Origin of the sequence: Gymnodinialimonas ceratoperidinii (assembly GCF_019297855.1) — a bacterium.
GTDB classification, from domain to species: Bacteria; Pseudomonadota; Alphaproteobacteria; order Rhodobacterales; family Rhodobacteraceae; genus Gymnodinialimonas; species Gymnodinialimonas ceratoperidinii.
Map to the genome: position 1 here is coordinate 1,716,136 of NZ_CP079194.1, position 19,959 is coordinate 1,736,094.

Consider the following 19,959-nt stretch of genomic DNA (forward strand, 5'->3'; position numbering starts at 1 on the left):
GCATCTGTCCCGCTGCTCGGCCAATTGTTTTGCCCGAGTATAGCGGGAAAAGCCTCCGCAGGTCACGGGGTTAGTGGCGCCACGTCATCCTATTGCCGCAGGCGCCGCCCCTCCGGGTCGAAAGGTGGGGCGGGCAAGATGCGGGCCGTGTGGGGCCGGCCCAGAATTGCCACCTGAACCGCGTCACCCGGCGCGGCGCTGCCCGCTTTGATGTAGGCCAACGCGAGGGATTGACCGACCGAGTAGCCGTATCCGCCCGAGGACACCTGACCGATCGGAGTGCCGTCGGGCAGGAACACCGGTTCCGCGCCCGAGGCGTCGGCGATGCTCGCATCGACGCTGAGAAGAACCATGCTCTCGCGCGGGGCCGCGTCCGCGATCTTCAACCAATTGTCCTTATTGAGGAAATCTTTGTCGCGCTTGATCAGGCCGTCGAGCCCCGACTCCTGCGGCCAATACTCCGGCGAGTAGTCTCGACCCCAAGAGCCATAGCCCTTCTCCAACCGCAACGACATCAGGGCCCGGCTGCCAACTGGGCCAGCCCTAAACTCCGCGCCCGCCTCGAGCAGAGCGGTATAAAGCGCGATCTGGTCCCGTTCTGCGCAGTGCAACTCCCACCCGAGGTCACCGGTGAATGACACCCGGATCGCCACGCATTCGACCCCGCCGACGGTTATCCGGGCCGAGCGGAAGAACGGGAAGGCACCATTGGAGAGGTCGGCATTCGTGAGCCGCGACAGGAGCTTGCGCGCCAAGGGGCCTGCGACGTTGAAGCCGCAGGTTTCCTCGGTGAGGCTCTCGAAGGTTGTGCCTGCGGGCAGGGGGATCTGCCGGAAAAACCGCAGGTGGTAGCGTTCCGCCGCACCGCCGCCGAGCACCCAGAACTCGTCTTGTCCGAGTTTGGTGACGGTGAAATCGCCCGCCACGCCGCCCCGCTTGCCGATCAGGGGCGTGAGGCAGGACCGGCCAATTTCGCGGGGCATCCGGTTGGCGAAAAGCGCGTTGAGCCATGCCTCCGCGCCGGGACCCGCGACGCGATACTTGGCGAAATTCGAGATGTCGATGATGCCCGCTTTCTCCCGCACCAAGCGCGCCTCGCGCCCCACGGATTCCCACCACGGCTGTCTTGCAAACCCGGCGCTGTCTTCGACAGATTTGTCAAAGAAAGCAGGGTGTTCCCATCCGTAGTTCAACCCGAACTTGGCGCCCAATTCGGCCTGCATGTCGTAGACCGGCCTCTGGCGGACCGGGCGCCCCGCGGCGCGTTCTTCGCCGGGAAAGTGGATCTTGAAACGGTGGGCGTATTGATCCTCCACCCGCGCCTTGGTGAACGCCTTGCCTGCCCAATGGCCGTAGCGTGCGAGGTCCCATCCGAAGAGGTCGAGCGACGGTTCGCCCTCGACCATCCATTCCGCCGCGAGCCTGCCCAGTCCACCGTTTTGCGAGAAGCCGGGGATGATCCCGCAGCAGCAAAAATAGCCGCTCAGCTCGGGCACGGGGCCGAAAAGGGCGCTGGCATCGGGGCTCCAGATCATCGGCCCGTTGATGACCCGCTTGATCCCCGCCATGCCGACCGCCGGCACGCGGTCGATCGCACGCATCATGTTGGGCTCGATCCGCTCCAGATCATCAGCGAAGAGCTCGTGGCCGAAGCCTTGCGGCGTGCCATCCTCGGCCCAGAAACGCATGCCTTTCTCATAGGCGCCGACCAGCAGGCCCTGACCCTCCTGACGCAGGTAATACTCGCCGTCACGGTCCGCGACCGAGGGCAGGCGGCTGTCCCGCGCGGCAATTTCAGCGATTGTCTCGGTTACGAAATACTGGTGTTCCGTCGGGATCAGCGGCAATTCCACTCCCGCCATCGCCGCAACTTCCCGCGCCCAGAGACCGGCGGCGTTCACCACCCAGGGCGTGCGGATGTCGCCCTTTTCGGTGCGCACGATCCAGCTGCCGTCGGGCTGTTGTTCGGTGCCGATGACAGGGCAGAAGCGGATGATCTCGGCGCCTCTCTGTCGCGCGCCGAGGGCGTAGGCGTTGGTCACGCCAGAGGGGTCGACGTTGCCGCCATCGGGCTCGAACATGATGCAGCGGATGCCGTCGTAATCGACCAGCGGATGCAGGCGCTCGGCCTCGTCGCGACTGACCTCGTGGAAGTTCATCCCGTAGCGCCGCGCCTTCGCCTCCTGCAGGCGCAGCTGGTGCTCGCGGTCTTCGGTCTGCGCAAGATAGAGGGAGCCCGGCTGGAACACGCCACAGGATTGGCCGGTTTCCTCCTCTAACTCTTTGTAAAGGTTCATCGTGTAATGCTGCAGCCGAGAGATATTCGTGCTGTCGTGCAACCCGTGGATGTTGGCCGCCGCGTGCCAGGTGGAGCCAGAGGTCAACTCGTCCCGCTCAAGAAGGACGACATCGGTCCAACCCGCCTTGGCCAGGTGATAAAGGATCGAGCATCCGACGACGCCGCCGCCGATGACGACGGCCTGGGCATGGGTTCTCATGGTGGCTCTCCCTCTCTTTTCGCAAGATTGGGGGAGGGGCTACGTGGATTCTGGTCTATGCACGACAGATGCAGGAACTTGGGCGTCAGAGAGGGGCCAGCGACATGCGTCGTGCATAATCGAGTCAATCTGTGTGTCAGCGCCTCACAGGCCACCGAAGCGTTTCCGCTGAGAAATCCTCAGTCCAACGCGGCAACATCCCGGTCAAGGGATTGATACCACTCGACGATCTCGGCCCGCTCCTCGGCTGTCATGCCGGTCACATTGCCGGGGGGCATGGCGCGGCTTCGGCCCGCGTGCAGGTAGATCATCCGCGCGTTCAGTGCGATCTGGGCGTCGTCGTCCAACCGCAAACCGCGCGGCGCCCATCGGATGCCATCCCAGACAGGCTCCACCCCGTGACACATGGAACAACGGCCCATGACGATATTGCGGACCTCCTCGAAGTGCGGGTTGTCGACGACATATTGCACGGGCTCCGGCACGACCACCTCGGCCTCGAAGTCGTAATCCTGGTTCATCGGGATCGAGGACAGCCACATGATGATCACGAAGATCACCGCCGATACGCCCCAGGTCCAATGCGGCCGGCCCTTGCCCGCGTGCATCGAGTTGAAATAGTGCCGGATCAGCACGCCCAGAAGGAACACGAGAGAGGCGATGATCCAGGCATATTCCGTCGCGAACGCCAATGGATAGTGGTTCGACAGCATCAGGAAAATGACCGGCAGGGTCAGGTAATTGTTGTGGGTGGAACGCAGCTTGGCGATCTTGCCGTACTTCGCATCGGGGGCGCGCCCCTCCTGCAGATCCTTCACCACGATGCGCTGGTTCGGCATGATGATCAGGAAGACATTCGCCGTCATGATCGTGGCGGTGAACGCGCCCAGATGCAGCAACGCGGCGCGTCCGGTGAAGACCTGATCATAGCCCCAAGCCATGGCGATAAGGATCACGAAAAGCAGCCCCATGAGCGCCGTCGGATGGTTGCCGAGCGGGCTCTTGCAGAGGAAATCGTAGAGAATCCAGCCAATTGTGAGCGAACCCGCCGAGATCAGGATCGCCTGGAAAGCCGAAAGCTCCAGCTTGTCGTAATCGATCAGGAACATCTCTGCGCCGCCCCAATAGACGATCGCCAGAAGCGCTGCACCCGACAGCCATGTCCAATAGCTCTGCCATTTGTGCCATGTCAGATGCTCGGGGAGGCGCGCCGGGGCGACGTTGTATTTCACCGTGTTGTAGAAGCCGCCGCCATGGACTTCCCATTCTTCCCCGGTGGCGCCTTCGGGCATGTCGGGGGTTTCGCGCAGCATCAGGTCGAGCGCGATGAAATAGAACGAGGCGCCGATCCAGGCCATTGCCGTGATGACGTGCAGCCAGCGCACCGCGAAGGCCGCCCAATCGGTGAAAACAGCGAGATCATACATGGTTCAAGCCTCTCCTTTGCCCGCCACGCTACACGACGGCGACACTGACTGATAATTCCTTATTATCCCGATCAGCTTCAAATTAATCCTGATAATCCGTCCAGCCCGTGCTAGCCATGGGATCATGGCCAATATCAACAATATCCGCATGTTTATCCGGGTCTACGAGCTGGAGAACATGTCTGCCGCCGCCCGCGATCTGCAGGTCTCGGCTGCGGTGGCCTCCTCGCGCATCGGTGAGTTGGAGAAATCCCTCGGCATCCGTCTGTTCACCCGCACCACGCGATCGATCCAACCGACGGAGCAGGGGCGCATCTTCTATCCGAAGGCTCTGAAGGTGCTGGAGGCATTGGACGAAGCGGAAGCTGCGGTGCACGAGATCACCCACAACCCGCGTGGATCGATCTTCGTCTCCGCGCCGCTCGGAATCGGGCGGCGGCTGATCGCGCCAAACATCGCGCTGTTTCGCGACAAATACCCCGAGGTTCACACCCGTCTGCGTCTGTCGGACCGGGCGCTGGACCTGACCGGAGAGGGGCTGGACGTGGCTTTCGTGATAGGCAATCCGCCCGATTCCGGGCTAATGATGAAGCCGATCGCGACGCTGCCACGCGTCCTTTGCGCGGCACCTGAGTATATCGCCCGCAAAGGTGCGCCGCAGGAGGGGGCGGATCTCATCCAGCAAGATCACGATTGCCTGCTGCTGCGCTTTCCCGGATCGACCGAGTTTCGCTGGTCGCTCGACACATCCGACGGAATCCAGCGGTTCGATGTCACCGGGCCCTTCGCCTGCGATGATGGTGACGTGCTGACCAATTGGGCTTTGGAGGGGCGGGGGATCGTCAACAAGCCGCAGTTCGAGGTTCAGAACTACCTCGATAGCGGCGCTCTGGTGCGGGTCTGCCCGCTCTCGCCGCCGCCGAATGCGCAGTTGGCGATGCTCTATCCGCACAAGAAGAACCAGGATCCGAAGTCCCGGTTCTTCATGGAATTCATGTCGGAGAAGCTGCGCGCGGCGCTCAGCTGAGCTGCGTCGCGCGGAAGGTTAACGGCGTTAACTGCCGCGATAGGTGCTGTAGCTGAACGGGCTGAGCAGGAGCGGCACGTGGTAATGCGCGGCGGCGTCGGACATGCCGAAGCGGATCGGGATCTCGTCCAGAAAGAGCGGCGCATCCCCGTCCTGACCCGTCGCTCGCAGGTAGTCGCCCGCCCGAAACACCAGCTCATAGGTGCCCGTCGCGAATTCTTCCGCAGGCAGGATCGGGCTGTCGGTCCGGCCGTCGTCGTTGGTGGTAACCTCGGCCAGCTTGCGGCGCGTGTCGCCGTCAATCGCGTAAAGGGTGATCGCCAGACCCGCCGCCGGGCAACCGCGCGCGGTGTCGAGGACATGGGTGGTCAGATAGCCGGTCATGGGATGCTCCTTCTTCGTCCGATAAGAGTGTGCGGGAAGCGCGTTTACAAGGAAATGACCTGTATACCGAAACACTTTCAAGAATTTCTTGAAAGACCCAGGCTTACGCAAGGTTTATGCGAAGATAGGCGAAGGAGGGACACTTTGGATCGTTATTGCCGTGACATGATTGGATATGGCGCAACGCCGCCGCAGGCGAACTGGCCCAACGGGGCGAAGATCGCCGTGCAATTTGTGGTTAATTATGAGGAGGGTGGCGAGAACAACATCCTCCACGGTGACGCCGCCTCCGAAGCGTTTCTGTCCGAAATCGTAGGTGCCGCAGCCTGGCCCGGCCAGCGCCACTGGAACATGGAATCGATCTACGAATACGGCGCGCGCGCCGGTTTCTGGCGGCTCCACCGCATGTTCACCGCCGCCAAGATGCCCGTGACGGTCTATGGCGTGGCCACCGCGCTGGCCCGTTCGCCAGAGCAGGTTGCCGCGATGCAGGACGCCCAGTGGGAGATCGCGAGCCACGGGCTGAAGTGGATCGAATACAAGGACATGGACCCCGAGCGCGAACGCGCCGATCTGGAAGCCGCCAAGGCGCTGCACACCGAAGTGACCGGCGCCGCCCCGCGCGGCTGGTACACCGGGCGCTGCTCGGAAAACACCGTGCGCCTCGTCGCCGAGGATGGCAGCTTCGATTACGTCTCGGACGATTATTCCGACGATCTGCCCTATTGGACCGACGTGGCAGAGCGCCCGCAGCTGGTCATCCCCTACACGCTCGACGCCAATGACATGCGGTTCGCCACGCCCCAAGGCTTCAACACCGGCGAGCATTTCTTCACCTACCTCAAGGATGCCTTCGACACGCTCTATGCCGAGGGGCAGGCGGGCACGCCCAAGATGATGAGCGTCGGCCTGCATTGCCGCCTTATCGGCCGTCCCGGACGCGCCGCGGGCCTGCAGCGGTTCCTTGATTACGTGGCCTCTCACGATGACGTCTGGGTCGCGCGCCGCATCGACATCGCCGAGCATTGGATGGCCGAGCATCCTTACGTCGCGCCCAAGCTGGTGCCCTCGCGGATGGACAAGCAGACCTTCGTCGACACCTTCGGCGGCGTATTCGAGCATTCCCCCTGGATCGCCGAGCGCGCCCATGGGCTGGAACTCGGCCCCGCCCACGACAGCGCCGTGGGCGTCCATTCGGCCCTTGCGCGGAAGTTCCGTACCGCTTCCGAGGAGGAGCGCCTGGGCGTGCTGACCGCGCACCCCGATCTCGCCGGCAAGCTGGCGCAGGCCAAGCGGCTGACCGCGGAATCCACCGCCGAGCAGGCAGGCGCGGGACTGGATGAGCTGACCGACGCCGAGCGCGAGACCTTCACCGAATTGAACGCGCTCTATGTCGCGAAGTTTGGCTTTCCCTTCATCATCGCCGTGCGCGATCACGACAAGGCGTCAATCCTTAACGCCTTTAACCAACGCCTGACCCATAGCCGTGACGTCGAGTTTGCCGAGGCCTGCCACCAGGTCGAACGGATCGCGCTTCATCGCCTGAAGGACATGTTTTCATGAGTGATCGCAGCTACTTCGCCCCCCACGGCGGCCATCCGCCCCAGACGCAGGTGATGACCGACCGCGCCGTCTTCACCGACGCATACGCCGTCATCCCGCGCGGTACGATGATGGATATCGTCACCTCGGCCTTTCCGTTCTGGGACAAGACGCGGGCGTGGATCCTCGCGCGGCCGCTGACCGGTTTTGCCGAGACCTTCTCGCAATACATCATGGAAGTCGCCCCCGGCGGCGGCAGCGACACGCCCGAGCCCGATCACCGGGTGCAGAGCGTGCTCTTTGTCACCGAGGGCAGCGTCGAGGTGACCCTCGACGGCGCGACCCATACCCTCTCCGAGGGCGGCTATGCCTATCTGCCCGCCGGCGAACGCTGGAGCCTGCGCAACACCGGCTCGGCCCCTGCCTCGTTCCATTGGATCCGCAAGCGTTACGAGGATGTCGAAGGGCTCGACCGTCCCGATCCGCTGTTCCTGAACGAGGCCGACATCGCGCCGAACGTCATGCCCGACACCAACGGCGCCTGGGCCACCACGCGCTTCGTCGATCCCGCCGATCTGCGCCACGACATGCATGTCACCATCGTGACCTTCGAGCCCGGCGGCTGCATTCCCTTCGCCGAAACCCACGTGATGGAACACGGGCTCTACGTGCTGGAAGGCAAGGCCGTTTACCGGCTCAACGCCGACTGGGTCGAGGTCGAGGCCGGTGATTTCATGTGGCTGCGCGCCTTCTGCCCGCAGGCCTGCTACGCGGGCGGGCCGGGGCGGTTCCGGTACCTTCTCTACAAGGACGTGAACCGGCACCCGAGGATGGACCTGTGACCCTCGTCGCGCGCCCCATCACCGCCGAGGCCTTCGCGCCCTTCGGTCAGGTCATCGCCCTGACGGACGCGCCGATCACGATCAATGAAGGCATGTGCCAGCGGTTCAACGACCTCGCCGAGATCGACATCATCGAGGGCCGCCCCGGCCTGAGCCTGTTCCAGAGCAAGCTGCGGCAATTGCCTTATAGCTGCGATCTGCTGGAGCGGCATCCGCTGGGCTCGCAGTGCTTCATCCCGATGTCGGATGCGGAGCTTCTGGTGATCGTCGCCCCTGACGCGGGCGGCAAGCCCGGCGCGGCGCAGGCCTTCACGGCCCGAAACGACGTCGCGGTGAACATCGCACGCAATACGTGGCACGGCGTCCTCTCGCCCCTTTCGGGGAGCGGGATGTTCGCGGTCATCGACAGAATTGGCACCGGGGACAACCCGGGTCAGAACCTTGAGGAGCATCGGTTGGAGGAGCCGCTGCAAATCATAAGAGACAGCTAGGACAGTTAAGACAGTCAACCGGGAGGGAACCACAATGGCTGACAATTCGATAGGGACACCGGAGCAACTCCGCGATCCGAACTACACGCCGGCGCTGCATCGCGCCATTCCACTGGGTATCCAGCACGTGCTGGCGATGTTCGTTTCGAACGTCACGCCGGCGATCATCATCGCGGGCGCTGCGGGCTTCGGCTTCGGCTCGGATGCGGGCGCCAACGGCTTCCCGGACATGACCTACCTGATCCAGATGTCGATGCTCTTTGCCGGCATCGCGACGCTGTTCCAGACCATCGGGCTCGGTCCCGTGGGCGCGCGTCTGCCGATCGTGCAGGGGACGTCCTTCGCCTTCATCCCGATCATGATCCCGCTCGTCGCGGGGCAGGGGGTCGAGGCGCTGCCCGCGCTCTTCGGCGGCGTCATCATCGGCGGCCTGTTCCACGCCTTTCTGGCCACCTTCATCGGCAAGATCCGCTTTGCCCTGCCGCCGCTGGTGACCGGGCTGGTCGTGACCATGATCGGTCTGGCGCTGGTCAAGGTCGGCATCCAGTACGCCGCGGGCGGCGTGCCCGCCATCGGGACGCCGGAATACGGCAGCCTGCTGAACTGGTCCGCCGCACTGGTCGTGGTCCTCGTGACCCTCGGGCTCAAGTTCTTCGCGCGCGGCATGCTGTCGGTCTCGGCCGTCGTGATCGGCATCATCGTGGGCTACATCTTCGCGCTGGCCATGGGCATGGTCACCTTCGAGGGCATCGGCACCAGCTGGGACCGCGCCGCCGTCTTCGCTCTGCCCGAGCCGTTCAAATACGGGTTCGCCTTCAGCTTTGCCGCCATTGTCGGCTTCTGCCTGATGGCCTTCGTCTCGGCGGTTGAAACCGTGGGCGACGTCTCGGGGATCACCAAGGGCGGGGCGGGCCGCGAGGCCACCGACAAGGAGATCACCGGCGCGACCTATGCCGATGGTGTCGGCACTGCCATCGCTGGCATCTTCGGCGGCTTCCCCAACACCTCGTTCAGCCAGAACGTGGGCCTGATCGCCATGACCGGCGTGATGAGCCGCCACGTTGTGACGATCGGCGCGCTGTTCCTGATCCTCTGCGGCCTCGTGCCCAAGGTCGGCGCGGTGATCCGCACCATCCCGATCGAGGTTCTGGGCGGCGGTGTCATCGTCATGTTCGGCATGGTCGTGGCCGCTGGCATCTCGATGCTGTCGGACGTGAACTGGAATCGCCGCAACATGGTGATCTTCGCGATCTCGCTTTCGGTGGGCCTTGGCCTGCAGCTGGAGCCGGGTGCCGTGCAATACCTGCCCGATACCCTGCGCATCCTGATGACGTCGGGCCTCCTGCCGGCCGCGTTGATCGCCATCGTGCTGAACCTCGTCCTGCCGGAGGAGCTCGCCGCGGAATCGACCGAGGAAGTCTCGGGCGGCATGGCAGGCCACGGGAGCGGCAGCATCCCCGGCGAGTAACGCCTTGCCCCAAATCGACAAATGCAGCCCCGCCGTCACTGGCGGGGCTGTTTCTTTTCGGCTAGGCAGCTTCCCATGTTCGATATTCTGATCCTTGTTGCCGCCGCGTTCGGGGCAGGCGTGCTCAACACCATTGCGGGCGGCGGGACCTTCCTGACGTTCCCGGCGCTGGTCATGGTCGGCGTGCCGCCCGTGGCCGCCAATGCCACCAGCGCGGTGGCGGTGTTTCCGGGCTATCTCGCAGGGGCATTCGGGTTTCGAGAGGAACTGGCCGCCTTTGATCGCAAGCGCATGGCGCGGCTGTGCGCCATCGCGCTGGCCGGGGCAGCGGTGGGCTCGGGCCTGCTGCTTGTCTCCTCCAACGAGGCCTTTTCGGCCGTCGTGCCCTTCCTGCTCCTCGCTTCGACGCTGGCCTTTCTCTATGGCGAGAACATCCGCGCATTCGCCGCCGCACGCGCGCGCGGTGTCGCCTCTGAAGGCGCCTTGGGCCTCTTCGCCGTGGCGGTCTACGGCGGCTATTTCAACGGCGGCCTCGGGATCGTCCTGCTGGCGTTGTTTGCGCTTTGGGGGATGAACGAGATCCATCAGATGAACGGCCTGAAGAACGGGCTCAGCTTCGTGATCTCTCTGATTTCCGTGGGCATTTTCGCGCTCGCGGGTCTGGTCACATGGCCCTATGCGATCATCATGATGGTGGCCGCGACCGTCGGAGGCTACGCCGGCGCCCCGCTCGCCCGGCGCCTGCCGAAAGCTGCGGTGCGCGCACTCATCGGCCTGATCGGCTTCGGCATGAGCGCGATCTTCTTCTGGCGTTTCATCTCGGGCCTCTGAACGCCCGATCCACCTGATTAGCGGCCATGCTCTGGCAATTATCGCCACAGCACCTATCTGCCTGACCTGACGTTGCGTTCCTTCTGTTCAGTTTTAACTGAACGAAGTTTACAGGGGCGCCAAAATCGTCGAGAAGGCCGACGCAGGCGCAGTGGAGAGAGCATGGCGACAGAGACTTCCGAGATCGATACGGTTCGGTCCGAGTTCATCGAGAAAGTGGGCCTGATCGCCCAGGACGATGGCCTGCCAAAGACAGCAGGGCGCATGTTTGGGCTGTTCATCTTCGATAACGAAACCGTCTCCTTCGGGGATCTGGCCGCGCAGTTGCAGGTCAGCCGGGCCAGCGTCAGTTCCAGCGTGCGGTTGCTGGAGACCTGGGGCATCCTGAAACGCGTCTCCAAGCCCGGCGAGCGACAGGATTTCTTCCGGCTCGCGGCAAGGCCCTGTGAAAACATGCTCAAACGCACGCGGGAGAGGGTGCGTCAGGCCCGCGACGATGTTCTTGCAAGCGCCCGCCGCCTGCCGCCCGAAAAAGATGATATCAAGTCCCGCATCGATGCCTTTGCGGGTCTCTACGCCGTTCTGGACCAGAGCCTCGGCTCCGCCCTCGACCACATTCAAGAAGACGCCCCGCGCGGCGCTGTTTCCGAGGAATAGACTGATGACCAAACCCGCCGAGACAAGCTCCGCCGCCGACACCGAGGCCGCATCGCCGCAAGACGCGCCAGACGCGACACCGCAGGCCGAGACGCGCGCACCCGACGCCGCACCCGAGGCCGCTCCGGCCGATGCGCCGCAGAACCCGGCAGCTCTGCGCTTTGACACCGACAAAGGCTCCTCCCGGTCGATCTGGATCGCGTCCCTGCTGACGTTGGCGCTGGTGGGATGGATGGGCAGCGGCTTCATCATCCCTTCCGAGGAAGCCGAGACGGAAATCGACGCGGTGTCCGAGCCGCTGCCCGTCGCCGTGGCTGTCGAACGCTCTACCGCGCAGCCCGTCACGCTCTATTTCAACGCCGAGGGTCAGGCCCTTCCGGACCGCGACACGATGATCCGCGCTGAGGCTTCGGGCGATATCGCCGAGCTGATGGTCAGCATGGGTGATTATGTCAGCGAGGGTGACCCCCTCGCGCGCATCGGGAGCGAGCGGGTGGAGGCCGAGCTGACCCGCGCGCAGCAGGAAGTCACCCGCACGCAGCGCGATCTTGAGAACGCCGAGACGCTGCTGGAACGTGGCGTTGCCACCCAGGACCGGGTGCAGACCGCGCGCTCTGCCTTTGCGCAGGCCGAAGCGCAGCTCAGCGCCGCCGAGGAAGCGCGCGAGAACCTCTTGATCGTGGCACCCTTCGATGGCCGGATCGAGGGGCTCGGCATCGACGCCGGAGAATTCGTGCAAGCCGGGGCCGAGGTCGGGCGCATCGTCGACAACTCGCCGCTCACCGTCTCTTTTCAGGTACCGCAACAGGCGCTCAGCCGGCTGGAAAGCGGCCAGCCCGCGCAGGTGACGTTCATCACCGGCGAAACCCGCGAGGCCACCGTGTCCTTCGTCGGCACCTCGGCCGTGCAATCCACCCGCACCTTTCTGGCCGAGGTGACACTGCCCAATGCCGACGGCGCCATCGCGGCCGGGATCTCGGCCGAAGTCACGATCCCCACCGCCCAGATCACCGCGCATTTCCTCTCGCCCTCCATCGTTTCGCTCTCGCCCGAGGGGCAGTTGGGTATCAAGACGGTCGATGCCGAAAACATCGTGCAGTTCTACCCGATCGAAATCGTGCGCTCGGAAATCGACGGCATCTGGGTGACCGGCCTGCCGGAACAGATCGACGTGATCACCGTGGGGCAGGGCTACGTGAACGATGGTGAGACCGTCCGGCCGAGCGTGCAGGAGGCCTCCTGATGAACGCGCTGATCGACGCCGCCTTCTCGCGCTCGCGCGTTGTCGTCATGGCGCTTGTCATGATGCTCGCCGTCGGCGCCTTCGCCTATGTGGCGATCCCGAAAGAGGCCAACCCCGAGGTGCCGTTGCCGCTGTTCTACGTGCACACCGGCCTTGACGGGATCAGCCCGACCGACGCCGAACGCCTGCTGATCGAGCCGATGGAACAGGAGTTCGCCGGCCTCACCGGGCTCGATTCGATGGAGTCGTTCGCCGCCGAAGGCTCCGCCAGTATCCAGTTGGAATTTCAGCCCGGCGGCGACAACGATGAAGCGCTCAGCGATATCCGCATCGCCGTGGACCGCGTGCAGAGCGAGCTGCCCGACGACGCCTATGATATCACCGTAACCGAGATCAACACGGCGCTTTTCCCGATCATCACCGCGATCCTGTCCGGCCCGGTGCCCGAGCGCACGCTCAACGCGCTGGCGGAGGACCTGCAGGAACAGATCGAGGGCCTTCCCGGCGTGCTGGAGGTCGACATCGGCGGCCAGCGTACCGAATTTCTGGAGGTGCTGATCGATCCGACCGTGTTCCAGACCTATGACCTCTCGTTTGACGAGCTGATCGGCCAGATCACCCGCAACAACCGCCTGATCGCGGCGGGTGCCATCGAGACCGGGGCCGGGCGCATCGTGCTGACCGTGCCGGGCCTGATCGAGGATCCACGGGACGTGATGAATATGCCCGTGCTGGTCCGCGACGGCACCGTGGTGACCTTCGGCGATGTGGCGACGGTGCGCCGCACCTTCGACGATCCCACCGGCTTTGCGCGGATCGACGGCCAGCCGGCGCTGGCGCTGGAGATCACCAAGCGCTCGGGCGCGAACATCATCGAGACCGTCGACGAGGTCCGCGCGCTGGTCGAGGCGATGCAGGTCGACTGGCCCGAGAGCGTCGAGATCACCTACCTCAACGACCAGTCCGAGCAGGTCGAAGATTTGCTGAGCGATCTTGAGGCCAATGTCATCGCCGCCGTAGCACTGGTGATGATCGTCATCGTCTACGCGCTCGGTTTCCGCTCCGCGATCCTCGTGGGTCTGGCGATCCCCGGTGCCTTCCTTGCCGGTGTCACGGCGCTTTGGGCGATGGGTTACACGATGAACATCGTGGTGCTCTTCTCGCTGATCCTCGTGGTCGGCATGCTGGTGGACGGGGCCATCGTCACCACAGAGCTGGCCGACCGGCAATTGCAGGAGGGCGCGAGCCCGAAGGAGGCCTATGCCTTTGCCGCCAAGCGCATGACCTGGCCGATCATCGCCTCCACCGCCACGACACTGAGCGTGTTCTTCCCGCTGCTCTTCTGGTCCGGCATGGTCGGCGAATTCATGAAATTCCTGCCCACGACGGTGATCCTGACGCTCTTCGCCTCGCTTTTCATGGCGCTGGTCTTCATCCCCGTGGTGGGCGGCATCATCGGCAAGAAGCAACCCCAGACCGCGAAGGCAAAAGCCGCGATGCAGGCCGCCGAAAGCGGCGATCCGCGCGACATCGGCGGGTTGACCGGGGTCTATGTAAGGGTGCTGCAATGGGCGATCCTGCGCCCTGTGGCGACCCTCGTGCTCACCGTCGCGATGCTTCTGGGCAGCTTCGGGCTCTACGGACAATTCGGCAACGGCATCAACTTCTTCCCCTCGGTCGAGCCGGAGGTCATGCAGGTGCAGGTCCGCGCCCGCGACAACTTCTCGATCTACCAACGCGACGCGCTGGTGCGCATGGTCGAGGACCGGATGCTCGACTTCGACGAGGTCGCCAGCGTCTACGCCCGCTCCACCATGAGCGCGGGGCAGGGGGACGAGGAAACCATCGGCACGATCCAGCTCGAGCTGATCGACTGGGACCGCCGCCGGACCGCCGAGGAAATCGGCGTCGAGATCCGCGCCGCCGTCGCCGACATCCCCGGCATCGACGTGCAGGTCCAGACCGAGACCGGTGGCCCTGCGGCGGGCAAGCCGATCAACCTGCAGATCCGCGCCCGGTCCCCCGACGCGCAAGCCGACGCGGTCGTCATGGTCCGCGAGATCATGTCCGAGATCGGGGGCTTCACCGATGTCACCGACACGCGCCCTCTGCCGGGTGTGGAGGTCGCCGTTATCGTCAACCGCGCCGAAGCCGCGCGCTACGGCGCGGACGTGAGCCTTCTGGGGCAGGCCCTGCAACTTCTCACCCGCGGCATCGAGGTCGCGGACTACCGCCCCGACGACGCCGACGGCTCGCTCGATATCCGGGTGCGCTTCCCTTACGAGGAGCGGTCCCTCTCCGAGCTTGGCAACCTGCAGGTGCCGACCGCCTCGGGCCTCGTGCCGATCTCGAACTTCGTGACCTTCGCCCCGACCGAGCGCGTCGGCACGATCCGCCGGATCGACGAGCGACGCGTGGTGACGATCGAGGCGAACGTGGCGCCCGGCGTGCTGGTCAACGACCAGGTGATCGCCCTGACCGCCGCGCTGGAGGCCGGCGGGCTGCCGGCAGGTGTCGACTATACCTTCGGCGGCGAGGCCGAGGACCAGGCCGAGGCGATGACCTTCCTCGTCGGCGCCTTCATCGCGGCCATCTTCCTGATGTTCGTGATCCTCGTCACCCAATTCAACAATTTCTACCAGAGCCTGATCGTGATGAGCGCGATCATCTTCTCCATCGCGGGCGTCCTTCTGGGCCTGATGATCACCGGCCGCCCCTTCGGCGTCGTCATGGGCGGCATCGGGGTGATCGCGCTGGCGGGCATCGTGGTGAACAACAACATTGTGCTGATCGACACCTACAATGACCTCAAACGCGCCGGTCAATCGCCGCTGGAAGCCGCCCTGCGCACCGGCGCACAGCGTCTGCGACCGGTGCTCCTGACCTCGATCACCACGGCGCTCGGGCTGATGCCGATGGTGATCGGGCTGAACATCAACTTCTTCACCCGAGAGATCGTCTACGGCGCGCCCTCGACCCAGTGGTGGACCGAACTCTCCAGCGCCATCGCAGGCGGGCTGATCATCGCAACGGTCCTGACCCTCGTGGTGACCCCGGCGATGCTGATGCTGGGCGAGAAGCGAGCGGATCGGGATCGGCCCGCGGGAGGTGAGGTTCCGGTTGCGGGGGAGGCTGTGCGGGCGTGAGCTGATTTTCGTTGGTTCGGGGTGATTGGAGCCGCTGCGGTAGCGCCCCGCGGATGTCGGCGGAGAGTTGTACTTGCCAAGATGAAGGGGGAGCGGCGTGGGTGGCCGCGTCCGGTGCGCGTGGGGTGAGGTGCGGGCGCGGTTTCTGATTGCGCGGCGCGCGGGGCCGGCGGTTGTAACCGTTGAGGATTGGCCGTTGTCTGCAGACCCGATGCCGCCGGCATGGTGGCCCGAAGGGGCGTAGATCACGTCATTTTAATTGTATGGAATGAATGGTGGGCGACCCTGGAATCGAACCAGGCGTGAGTCGCCTCGAGGGAGTTACAGTCCCCTGCCACACCTTGCGGCCTGTCGCCCACCGGGGCCGGATTTCTCCGGCGTGAGCGCGGAATATCGACCACAGGCGGGGGGGTCAAGCGGGAATGCGCCTTGCGCTTCGGGGAAGTGCTGCGCAACAAGGTGAACATCTGAAAAAGGCTGAGGGTATCATGGCCAAGAAACCAACCTGGGTGATCGACAAGGAGCGCGGAAAGCGCGCGGCGGCAGCGGAAACCATCTGGTTGTTCGGCCTGCACGCGGTGCGTGATGCGCTGGCCAACCCTGACCGGCAAGTGCTGCGGCTGGTGACCTTGTTGAACGCGCAGGGCAAGCTTTCCGAGGCGATAGCTGCGCGCGGGATCGAGCCCGAGATCGCCGACCCGCGCAAGTTTCCGGTGCCGCTTGACGAAGGCTCGGTCCACCAGGGCGCGGCGGTGGAGGTCAAACCTCTCGATTGGGGCGATTGGCGCGCCTTGGCACGCGGCGACGGGGCGGCGCGCTCGGTCGTGGTAATGCTCGACCGGGTGAGCGATCCGCATAACGTGGGCGCGATCCTGCGCTCGGCCGAGGTCTTCGGGGCCACGGCGGTGATTGCCCCGGCGCGGCATTCTGCGCCGGAGACCGGGGCGCTGGCCAAGACCGCCTCGGGCGCGTTGGAACGGATGCCCTATGCGCGCGTCGGCAACCTCGGCGATGCGATGGAGGCGCTGAAGGCGGACGGCTTCTGGATGGTGGGTCTGGCCGAGGAGGGCGCCGCGCCGATCGACGAGGTCGCCCGCCATCACCGTGAGAGCCACATCGCGCTGGTTCTGGGCGCCGAAGGGCCGGGGCTGCGCGAGCGGACCCGCGGGCTGTGCGATGAATTGGCAAAAGTCCCCTTCGCCCGCGACTTCGGGTCGCTGAACGTCTCCAATGCTGCCGCCGTGGCCCTATATGCCCTGACAAACAGTTAACGGGGTCAAGGATGCCACACGCCACCAAGATTGCGACCTGCTGCTATTGCGGGCGGCGGCAGATGCTGCGGCCCACGGCGCGGGATGGCCATGAGCTGGCCTGCGGGGCCTGTGGTGCGCCCTTGCACGAGATGAAATGGCTGAAGCCGCCCGAGGCGCGGGGGGCGCAGGTCAAACGCTCGCCCGAGCGGGTGGCGCCCCATGGTCATCGCCCGGATGACCGCGCGCCGCAGCGGCCCCAGAAGGCGCAGAAGAAGCGGAAGAAGCGCCGCAAGCCCCTGTGGCAGAAGGCGCTGGAAGAAGCGTTCGACGTGATCGAGGATATCTTTGACTGACGCGCGGTAGGCGATTCTTTCGATGAGCGAGGGCGCGCGTGAAAGCAAAGTGGAAGCATCGCCGCATCCGTTCACATTTTTGTGCAGGTGCTGGAAGACAGCCGAAACCACCCCATATGCAATGACAGGCGGCGCGGGACGGAACCCTGCGCGCCCATCTCTGTCCCTCGTTCCGAAACTACGCCCGCCGGTCAAATTCCGATGCGGGCGTCTTTTTTTGCTGATAGGCTTGGGGCATGACGGTGACACCCTCCGATGATCTTTTGCGCCAGGTGCTGCGCGAGTCCCGCAGCTTCGCCTGCGTAGGCGTCTCGCCCAACCCGGTGCGCCCGAGCCACTACGTGGCGCGCTACCTGAAGCTGAAGGGCTTTCGGGTCGTTCCGGTGAACCCGGTGCACGCCGGCAAGGAGTTGTTCGGTGAAACGGTCGTCTCTGACCTCGCCGGGGCGGGGCCGGTGGACGTGGTGGATATCTTCCGCCGCCCCGAGCATGTGCCTGATATCGTTGATGAAGCGCTGGCGCTGGATGTGCCGCCCAAGGTGATCTGGATGCAGATCGGCGTGACCCACGCGGAGGCCGCTGCCAAGGCCGAGGCGGCGGGGCTGACCGTGATCCAGGATCGCTGCCCGAAGATCGAGTATCAGCGGCTGTTCGGAGAGTTGCGGATGGGCGGGTTCAACACCGGAATCATCAGCTCGAAGCTGTGAGAGCGGCGGTAGCCCTCGCCGTGCGCGCTTATCGCGGGATCAGCGGCTGGCCTTCTCGTCGAGGCCCGAGGTGCCATGGCGGCGCGAAAGCTCTGCCTCGATGTCCGCAAGGCTCACGTCACGGGCGGCACACATGACCAACAGGTGATAGAGCGCATCGGCGGCCTCGGCGGTGAGCTTTTCTCGGTCGCCCTTCACCGCCTCGATGATCGCCTCCACTGCCTCTTCCCCGAATTTCTCGGCACATTTCTCGGGCCCCTTGGAGAGGAGCCTCGCCGTCCATGAGGTCTCGGGATCGGCACCCTTGCGGGCCTCGATCGTGTCGGAAAGCTGTTGCAACGGGGTCATGGGAGCCTCACGGGGATGCCGGCCGCGGCCATGTGGGCCTTGGCCTCGGCGATGGTGTAGGTGCCGAAATGGAAGATCGAGGCGGCCAGAACGGCGGAGGCGCCGCCCTCGGTCACGCCCTCGACAAGGTGATCGAGCGTGCCGACCCCGCCCGAGGCGATGACCGGCACCGGCACAGCGTCCGAGACCGCGCGGGTCAGGGGCAGATTGAAGCCCGCCTTGGTGCCGTCGCGGTCCATCGAGGTCAGCAGGATCTCTCCGGCGCCGTGGGCCACGACGGTGCGCGCGAAATCCACGGCGTCGATGCCGGTGGGTTTGCGGCCGCCGTGGGTGAAGATCTCCCATTTGCCCGGCGCCACGGTCTTGGCGTCGATCGCCACGACGATGCATTGCGAGCCGAATTTGTCCGCCGCCCGCGCCACGCAGGTGGGATCGGCCACGGCGGCGGAGTTGAAGCTGACCTTGTCGGCACCTGCCAGCAGCAGGTTGCGCACGTCGTCGACGGTGCGCACGCCGCCCCCGACGGTGAGCGGCATGAAGCATTGCTCGGCCGTGCGGGTGGCCAGATCATACATCGTGCCGCGGTTCTCGTGGGTGGCCTTGATGTCGAGGAAACAGAGTTCGTCCGCACCGGCCGCGTCATAGGCGCGGGCCTGCTCCACCGGATCGCCCGCGTCGATCAGGTCGACGAAATTGACGCCCTTGACGGTGCGGCCCTCGGCGACGTCGAGGCAGGGAATGATGCGGGTTTTGAGCATGGGATCTTGTCCGGTTGTCTGGGGCTCGTCTTAGGCAAGGCCCGGGGGATTTGCAAACCGGAGCGCGGGTTTCGGTGAAATGCCCGATTTCGTGTATGCTGCGGACGTCAGGATGCAGGGAGGGGCAGGGACATGGACGACGAAATCGGCGATCTGAAGGTGCGTCTTTTGGCTCACGACGCGGATTTTGAACGCAGACATGGGATGACGGACCGCAGGCTGGAGGCGGGGCTCGCCGCGCAGCACGTGCGGCGGAAGATGACCTGGGATTGCGTGGGCGGACGCGACCCGGACCCTTATCGGAAAAGCCTGCGGGCCGAGACCGGCATCTTCTTTCACGGGATGAACTGGCCCCTGGAAAAGCCGAAGCTGACGGACGACGAACTGCGCGCGCGCAGCGAGGCCGTGCGGGACCAGTTCGTTCTGGATACTGGCTTCGACAGCCCGCTCGCGCTGGACGCCGCCCTGCAGCAAAAGTACGGCGTGCACTACGCGGCTTTCGATATCGACGTGCTGATCGCGCCACTGAAGCCGAAATACTGCCTCGATATTCGCGTGACGGTGCTGCGCAAGCCTTTCGAAGTTCACGAGCGGGATCAGACGTTGCTCCGCTACCGGGTGTTCCTGTTGCTGCCGGCCTACCTCGACATCGAGGTCACGCCGACCCACGAATGCATCGACGGGCTCCGGATGAAGATCCCGAAGGAACAGCGGTGGGCCCGCCAGACCCGCAAGCGCGAGGTGATCAAGCCCGCCAAGCCCGGCAGCAAGGCAGTCCGCGTCGCGGCGGTGGAGGCGGAGTTGAAGCGGATATTCCATGAGGAGATGAACCTGCGCGCCGAGCGGGAGCGTCGCCGGAAGGAGCTGACGGACATCCAAGGGGAATAGGGGGTATGCGGACGGCGAGGGGGAGCCGCAGGCGCTGCTTTTCGGGGCGAGGGTAGGATGAGTTGTATTGGCCAAGATGAAGGGGGAGCGGTGGGA

18 protein-coding genes and 1 tRNA gene are annotated in these 19,959 nt (G+C 64.8%); 13 read left to right on the forward strand and 6 right to left on the reverse strand.

Going from position 1 to position 19,959, the window contains the following annotated elements; genetic code table 11:
* Positions 1-89: 89 nt before the first annotated feature.
* Positions 90-2,498: a GcvT family protein gene (locus tag KYE46_RS08385; protein ID WP_219004869.1), complete on the reverse strand. Its 2,409-nt coding sequence runs from the start codon at positions 2,496-2,498 to the stop codon at positions 90-92.
* 179 nt (positions 2,499-2,677) lie between these two features.
* Entirely contained in the window at positions 2,678-3,925 is a 1,248-nt protein-coding gene (locus KYE46_RS08390) for a urate hydroxylase PuuD (RefSeq protein ID WP_219004870.1), read from the reverse strand.
* A gap of 124 nt (positions 3,926-4,049) precedes the next feature.
* On the opposite strand from KYE46_RS08390, the gene KYE46_RS08395 reads away from it, so the two are divergent.
* Positions 4,050-4,952 (forward strand): LysR family transcriptional regulator, encoded by a 903-nt coding sequence (locus KYE46_RS08395; protein WP_219004871.1) that lies wholly within the window; start codon positions 4,050-4,052, stop codon positions 4,950-4,952.
* 27 nt (positions 4,953-4,979) lie between these two features.
* Here the strand turns inward: KYE46_RS08395 and uraH are convergent, their stop codons facing one another.
* The gene (gene uraH, locus KYE46_RS08400) at positions 4,980-5,336 is read right to left on the reverse strand and encodes a hydroxyisourate hydrolase (protein WP_219004872.1); all 357 of its coding nucleotides are present in this window, start codon (positions 5,334-5,336) and stop codon (positions 4,980-4,982) included.
* Positions 5,337-5,480: 144 nt separating this feature from the next.
* Between uraH and puuE the strand changes: the two genes are divergently transcribed.
* From puuE to KYE46_RS08440, 8 genes are all read left to right on the forward strand, one after another.
* A complete protein-coding gene (puuE, locus tag KYE46_RS08405) occupies positions 5,481-6,899 on the forward strand; it encodes an allantoinase PuuE (protein WP_219004873.1) in 1,419 nt (472 codons plus the stop codon).
* On the forward strand, positions 6,896-7,720 hold the full coding sequence (locus KYE46_RS08410; RefSeq protein ID WP_219004874.1) for a bifunctional allantoicase/(S)-ureidoglycine aminohydrolase: 825 nt from the start codon (positions 6,896-6,898) through the stop codon (positions 7,718-7,720). Before puuE ends, KYE46_RS08410 begins: the two co-directional genes overlap by 4 nt.
* Positions 7,717-8,211 carry an ureidoglycolate lyase gene (locus tag KYE46_RS08415; RefSeq protein ID WP_219004875.1) on the forward strand — a complete coding sequence of 165 codons (495 nt, stop codon included), beginning with the start codon at positions 7,717-7,719 and terminating at the stop codon, positions 8,209-8,211. The genes KYE46_RS08410 and KYE46_RS08415 overlap by 4 nt, the downstream gene beginning before the upstream one ends.
* Positions 8,212-8,245: 34 nt before the next feature.
* Positions 8,246-9,679: a uracil-xanthine permease family protein gene (locus tag KYE46_RS08420; protein WP_219004876.1), complete on the forward strand. Its 1,434-nt coding sequence runs from the start codon at positions 8,246-8,248 to the stop codon at positions 9,677-9,679.
* Positions 9,680-9,754: 75 nt separating this feature from the next.
* Positions 9,755-10,510, forward strand: coding sequence for a sulfite exporter TauE/SafE family protein (locus KYE46_RS08425; protein ID WP_219004877.1), 756 nt, complete (start codon positions 9,755-9,757; stop codon positions 10,508-10,510).
* A 162-nt stretch (positions 10,511-10,672) separates the two neighbouring features.
* Complete coding sequence (locus tag KYE46_RS08430) at positions 10,673-11,167, forward strand: GbsR/MarR family transcriptional regulator (RefSeq protein ID WP_219004878.1); 495 nt, start codon at positions 10,673-10,675, stop codon at positions 11,165-11,167.
* 4 nt (positions 11,168-11,171) lie between these two features.
* Positions 11,172-12,410 carry an efflux RND transporter periplasmic adaptor subunit gene (locus KYE46_RS08435; RefSeq protein WP_219004879.1) on the forward strand — a complete coding sequence of 413 codons (1,239 nt, stop codon included), beginning with the start codon at positions 11,172-11,174 and terminating at the stop codon, positions 12,408-12,410.
* On the forward strand, positions 12,410-15,556 hold the full coding sequence (locus KYE46_RS08440; protein WP_219004880.1) for an efflux RND transporter permease subunit: 3,147 nt from the start codon (positions 12,410-12,412) through the stop codon (positions 15,554-15,556). The genes KYE46_RS08435 and KYE46_RS08440 overlap by 1 nt, the downstream gene beginning before the upstream one ends.
* Positions 15,557-15,829: 273 nt before the next feature.
* Here the strand turns inward: KYE46_RS08440 and KYE46_RS08445 are convergent.
* Positions 15,830-15,913, reverse strand: a tRNA-Tyr gene (locus tag KYE46_RS08445).
* Between the two features lie 131 nt (positions 15,914-16,044).
* On the opposite strand from KYE46_RS08445, the gene rlmB reads away from it, so the two are divergent.
* From rlmB to KYE46_RS08460, 3 genes are all read left to right on the forward strand, one after another.
* A complete protein-coding gene (rlmB, locus tag KYE46_RS08450; RefSeq protein ID WP_219004881.1) occupies positions 16,045-16,827 on the forward strand; it encodes a 23S rRNA (guanosine(2251)-2'-O)-methyltransferase RlmB in 783 nt (260 codons plus the stop codon).
* A gap of 11 nt (positions 16,828-16,838) precedes the next feature.
* Positions 16,839-17,162, forward strand: coding sequence for a hypothetical protein (locus tag KYE46_RS08455; protein ID WP_219004882.1), 324 nt, complete (start codon positions 16,839-16,841; stop codon positions 17,160-17,162).
* Between the two features lie 236 nt (positions 17,163-17,398).
* On the forward strand, positions 17,399-17,869 hold the full coding sequence (locus KYE46_RS08460; RefSeq protein WP_219004883.1) for a CoA-binding protein: 471 nt from the start codon (positions 17,399-17,401) through the stop codon (positions 17,867-17,869).
* A gap of 39 nt (positions 17,870-17,908) precedes the next feature.
* On the opposite strand, the gene KYE46_RS08465 is transcribed toward KYE46_RS08460, so the two are convergent.
* Together KYE46_RS08465 and hisF are read right to left on the reverse strand one after the other, a co-directional pair.
* Entirely contained in the window at positions 17,909-18,217 is a 309-nt protein-coding gene (locus tag KYE46_RS08465; RefSeq protein ID WP_219004884.1) for a phosphoribosyl-ATP diphosphatase, read from the reverse strand.
* Complete coding sequence (gene hisF, locus KYE46_RS08470) at positions 18,214-18,975, reverse strand: imidazole glycerol phosphate synthase subunit HisF (protein ID WP_219004885.1); 762 nt, start codon at positions 18,973-18,975, stop codon at positions 18,214-18,216. The genes KYE46_RS08465 and hisF overlap by 4 nt, the downstream gene beginning before the upstream one ends.
* A 132-nt stretch (positions 18,976-19,107) precedes the next feature.
* Between hisF and KYE46_RS08475 the strand changes: the two genes are divergently transcribed.
* Positions 19,108-19,863, forward strand: coding sequence for a hypothetical protein (locus KYE46_RS08475; RefSeq protein ID WP_219004886.1), 756 nt, complete (start codon positions 19,108-19,110; stop codon positions 19,861-19,863).
* Positions 19,864-19,959: the final 96 nt, after the last annotated feature.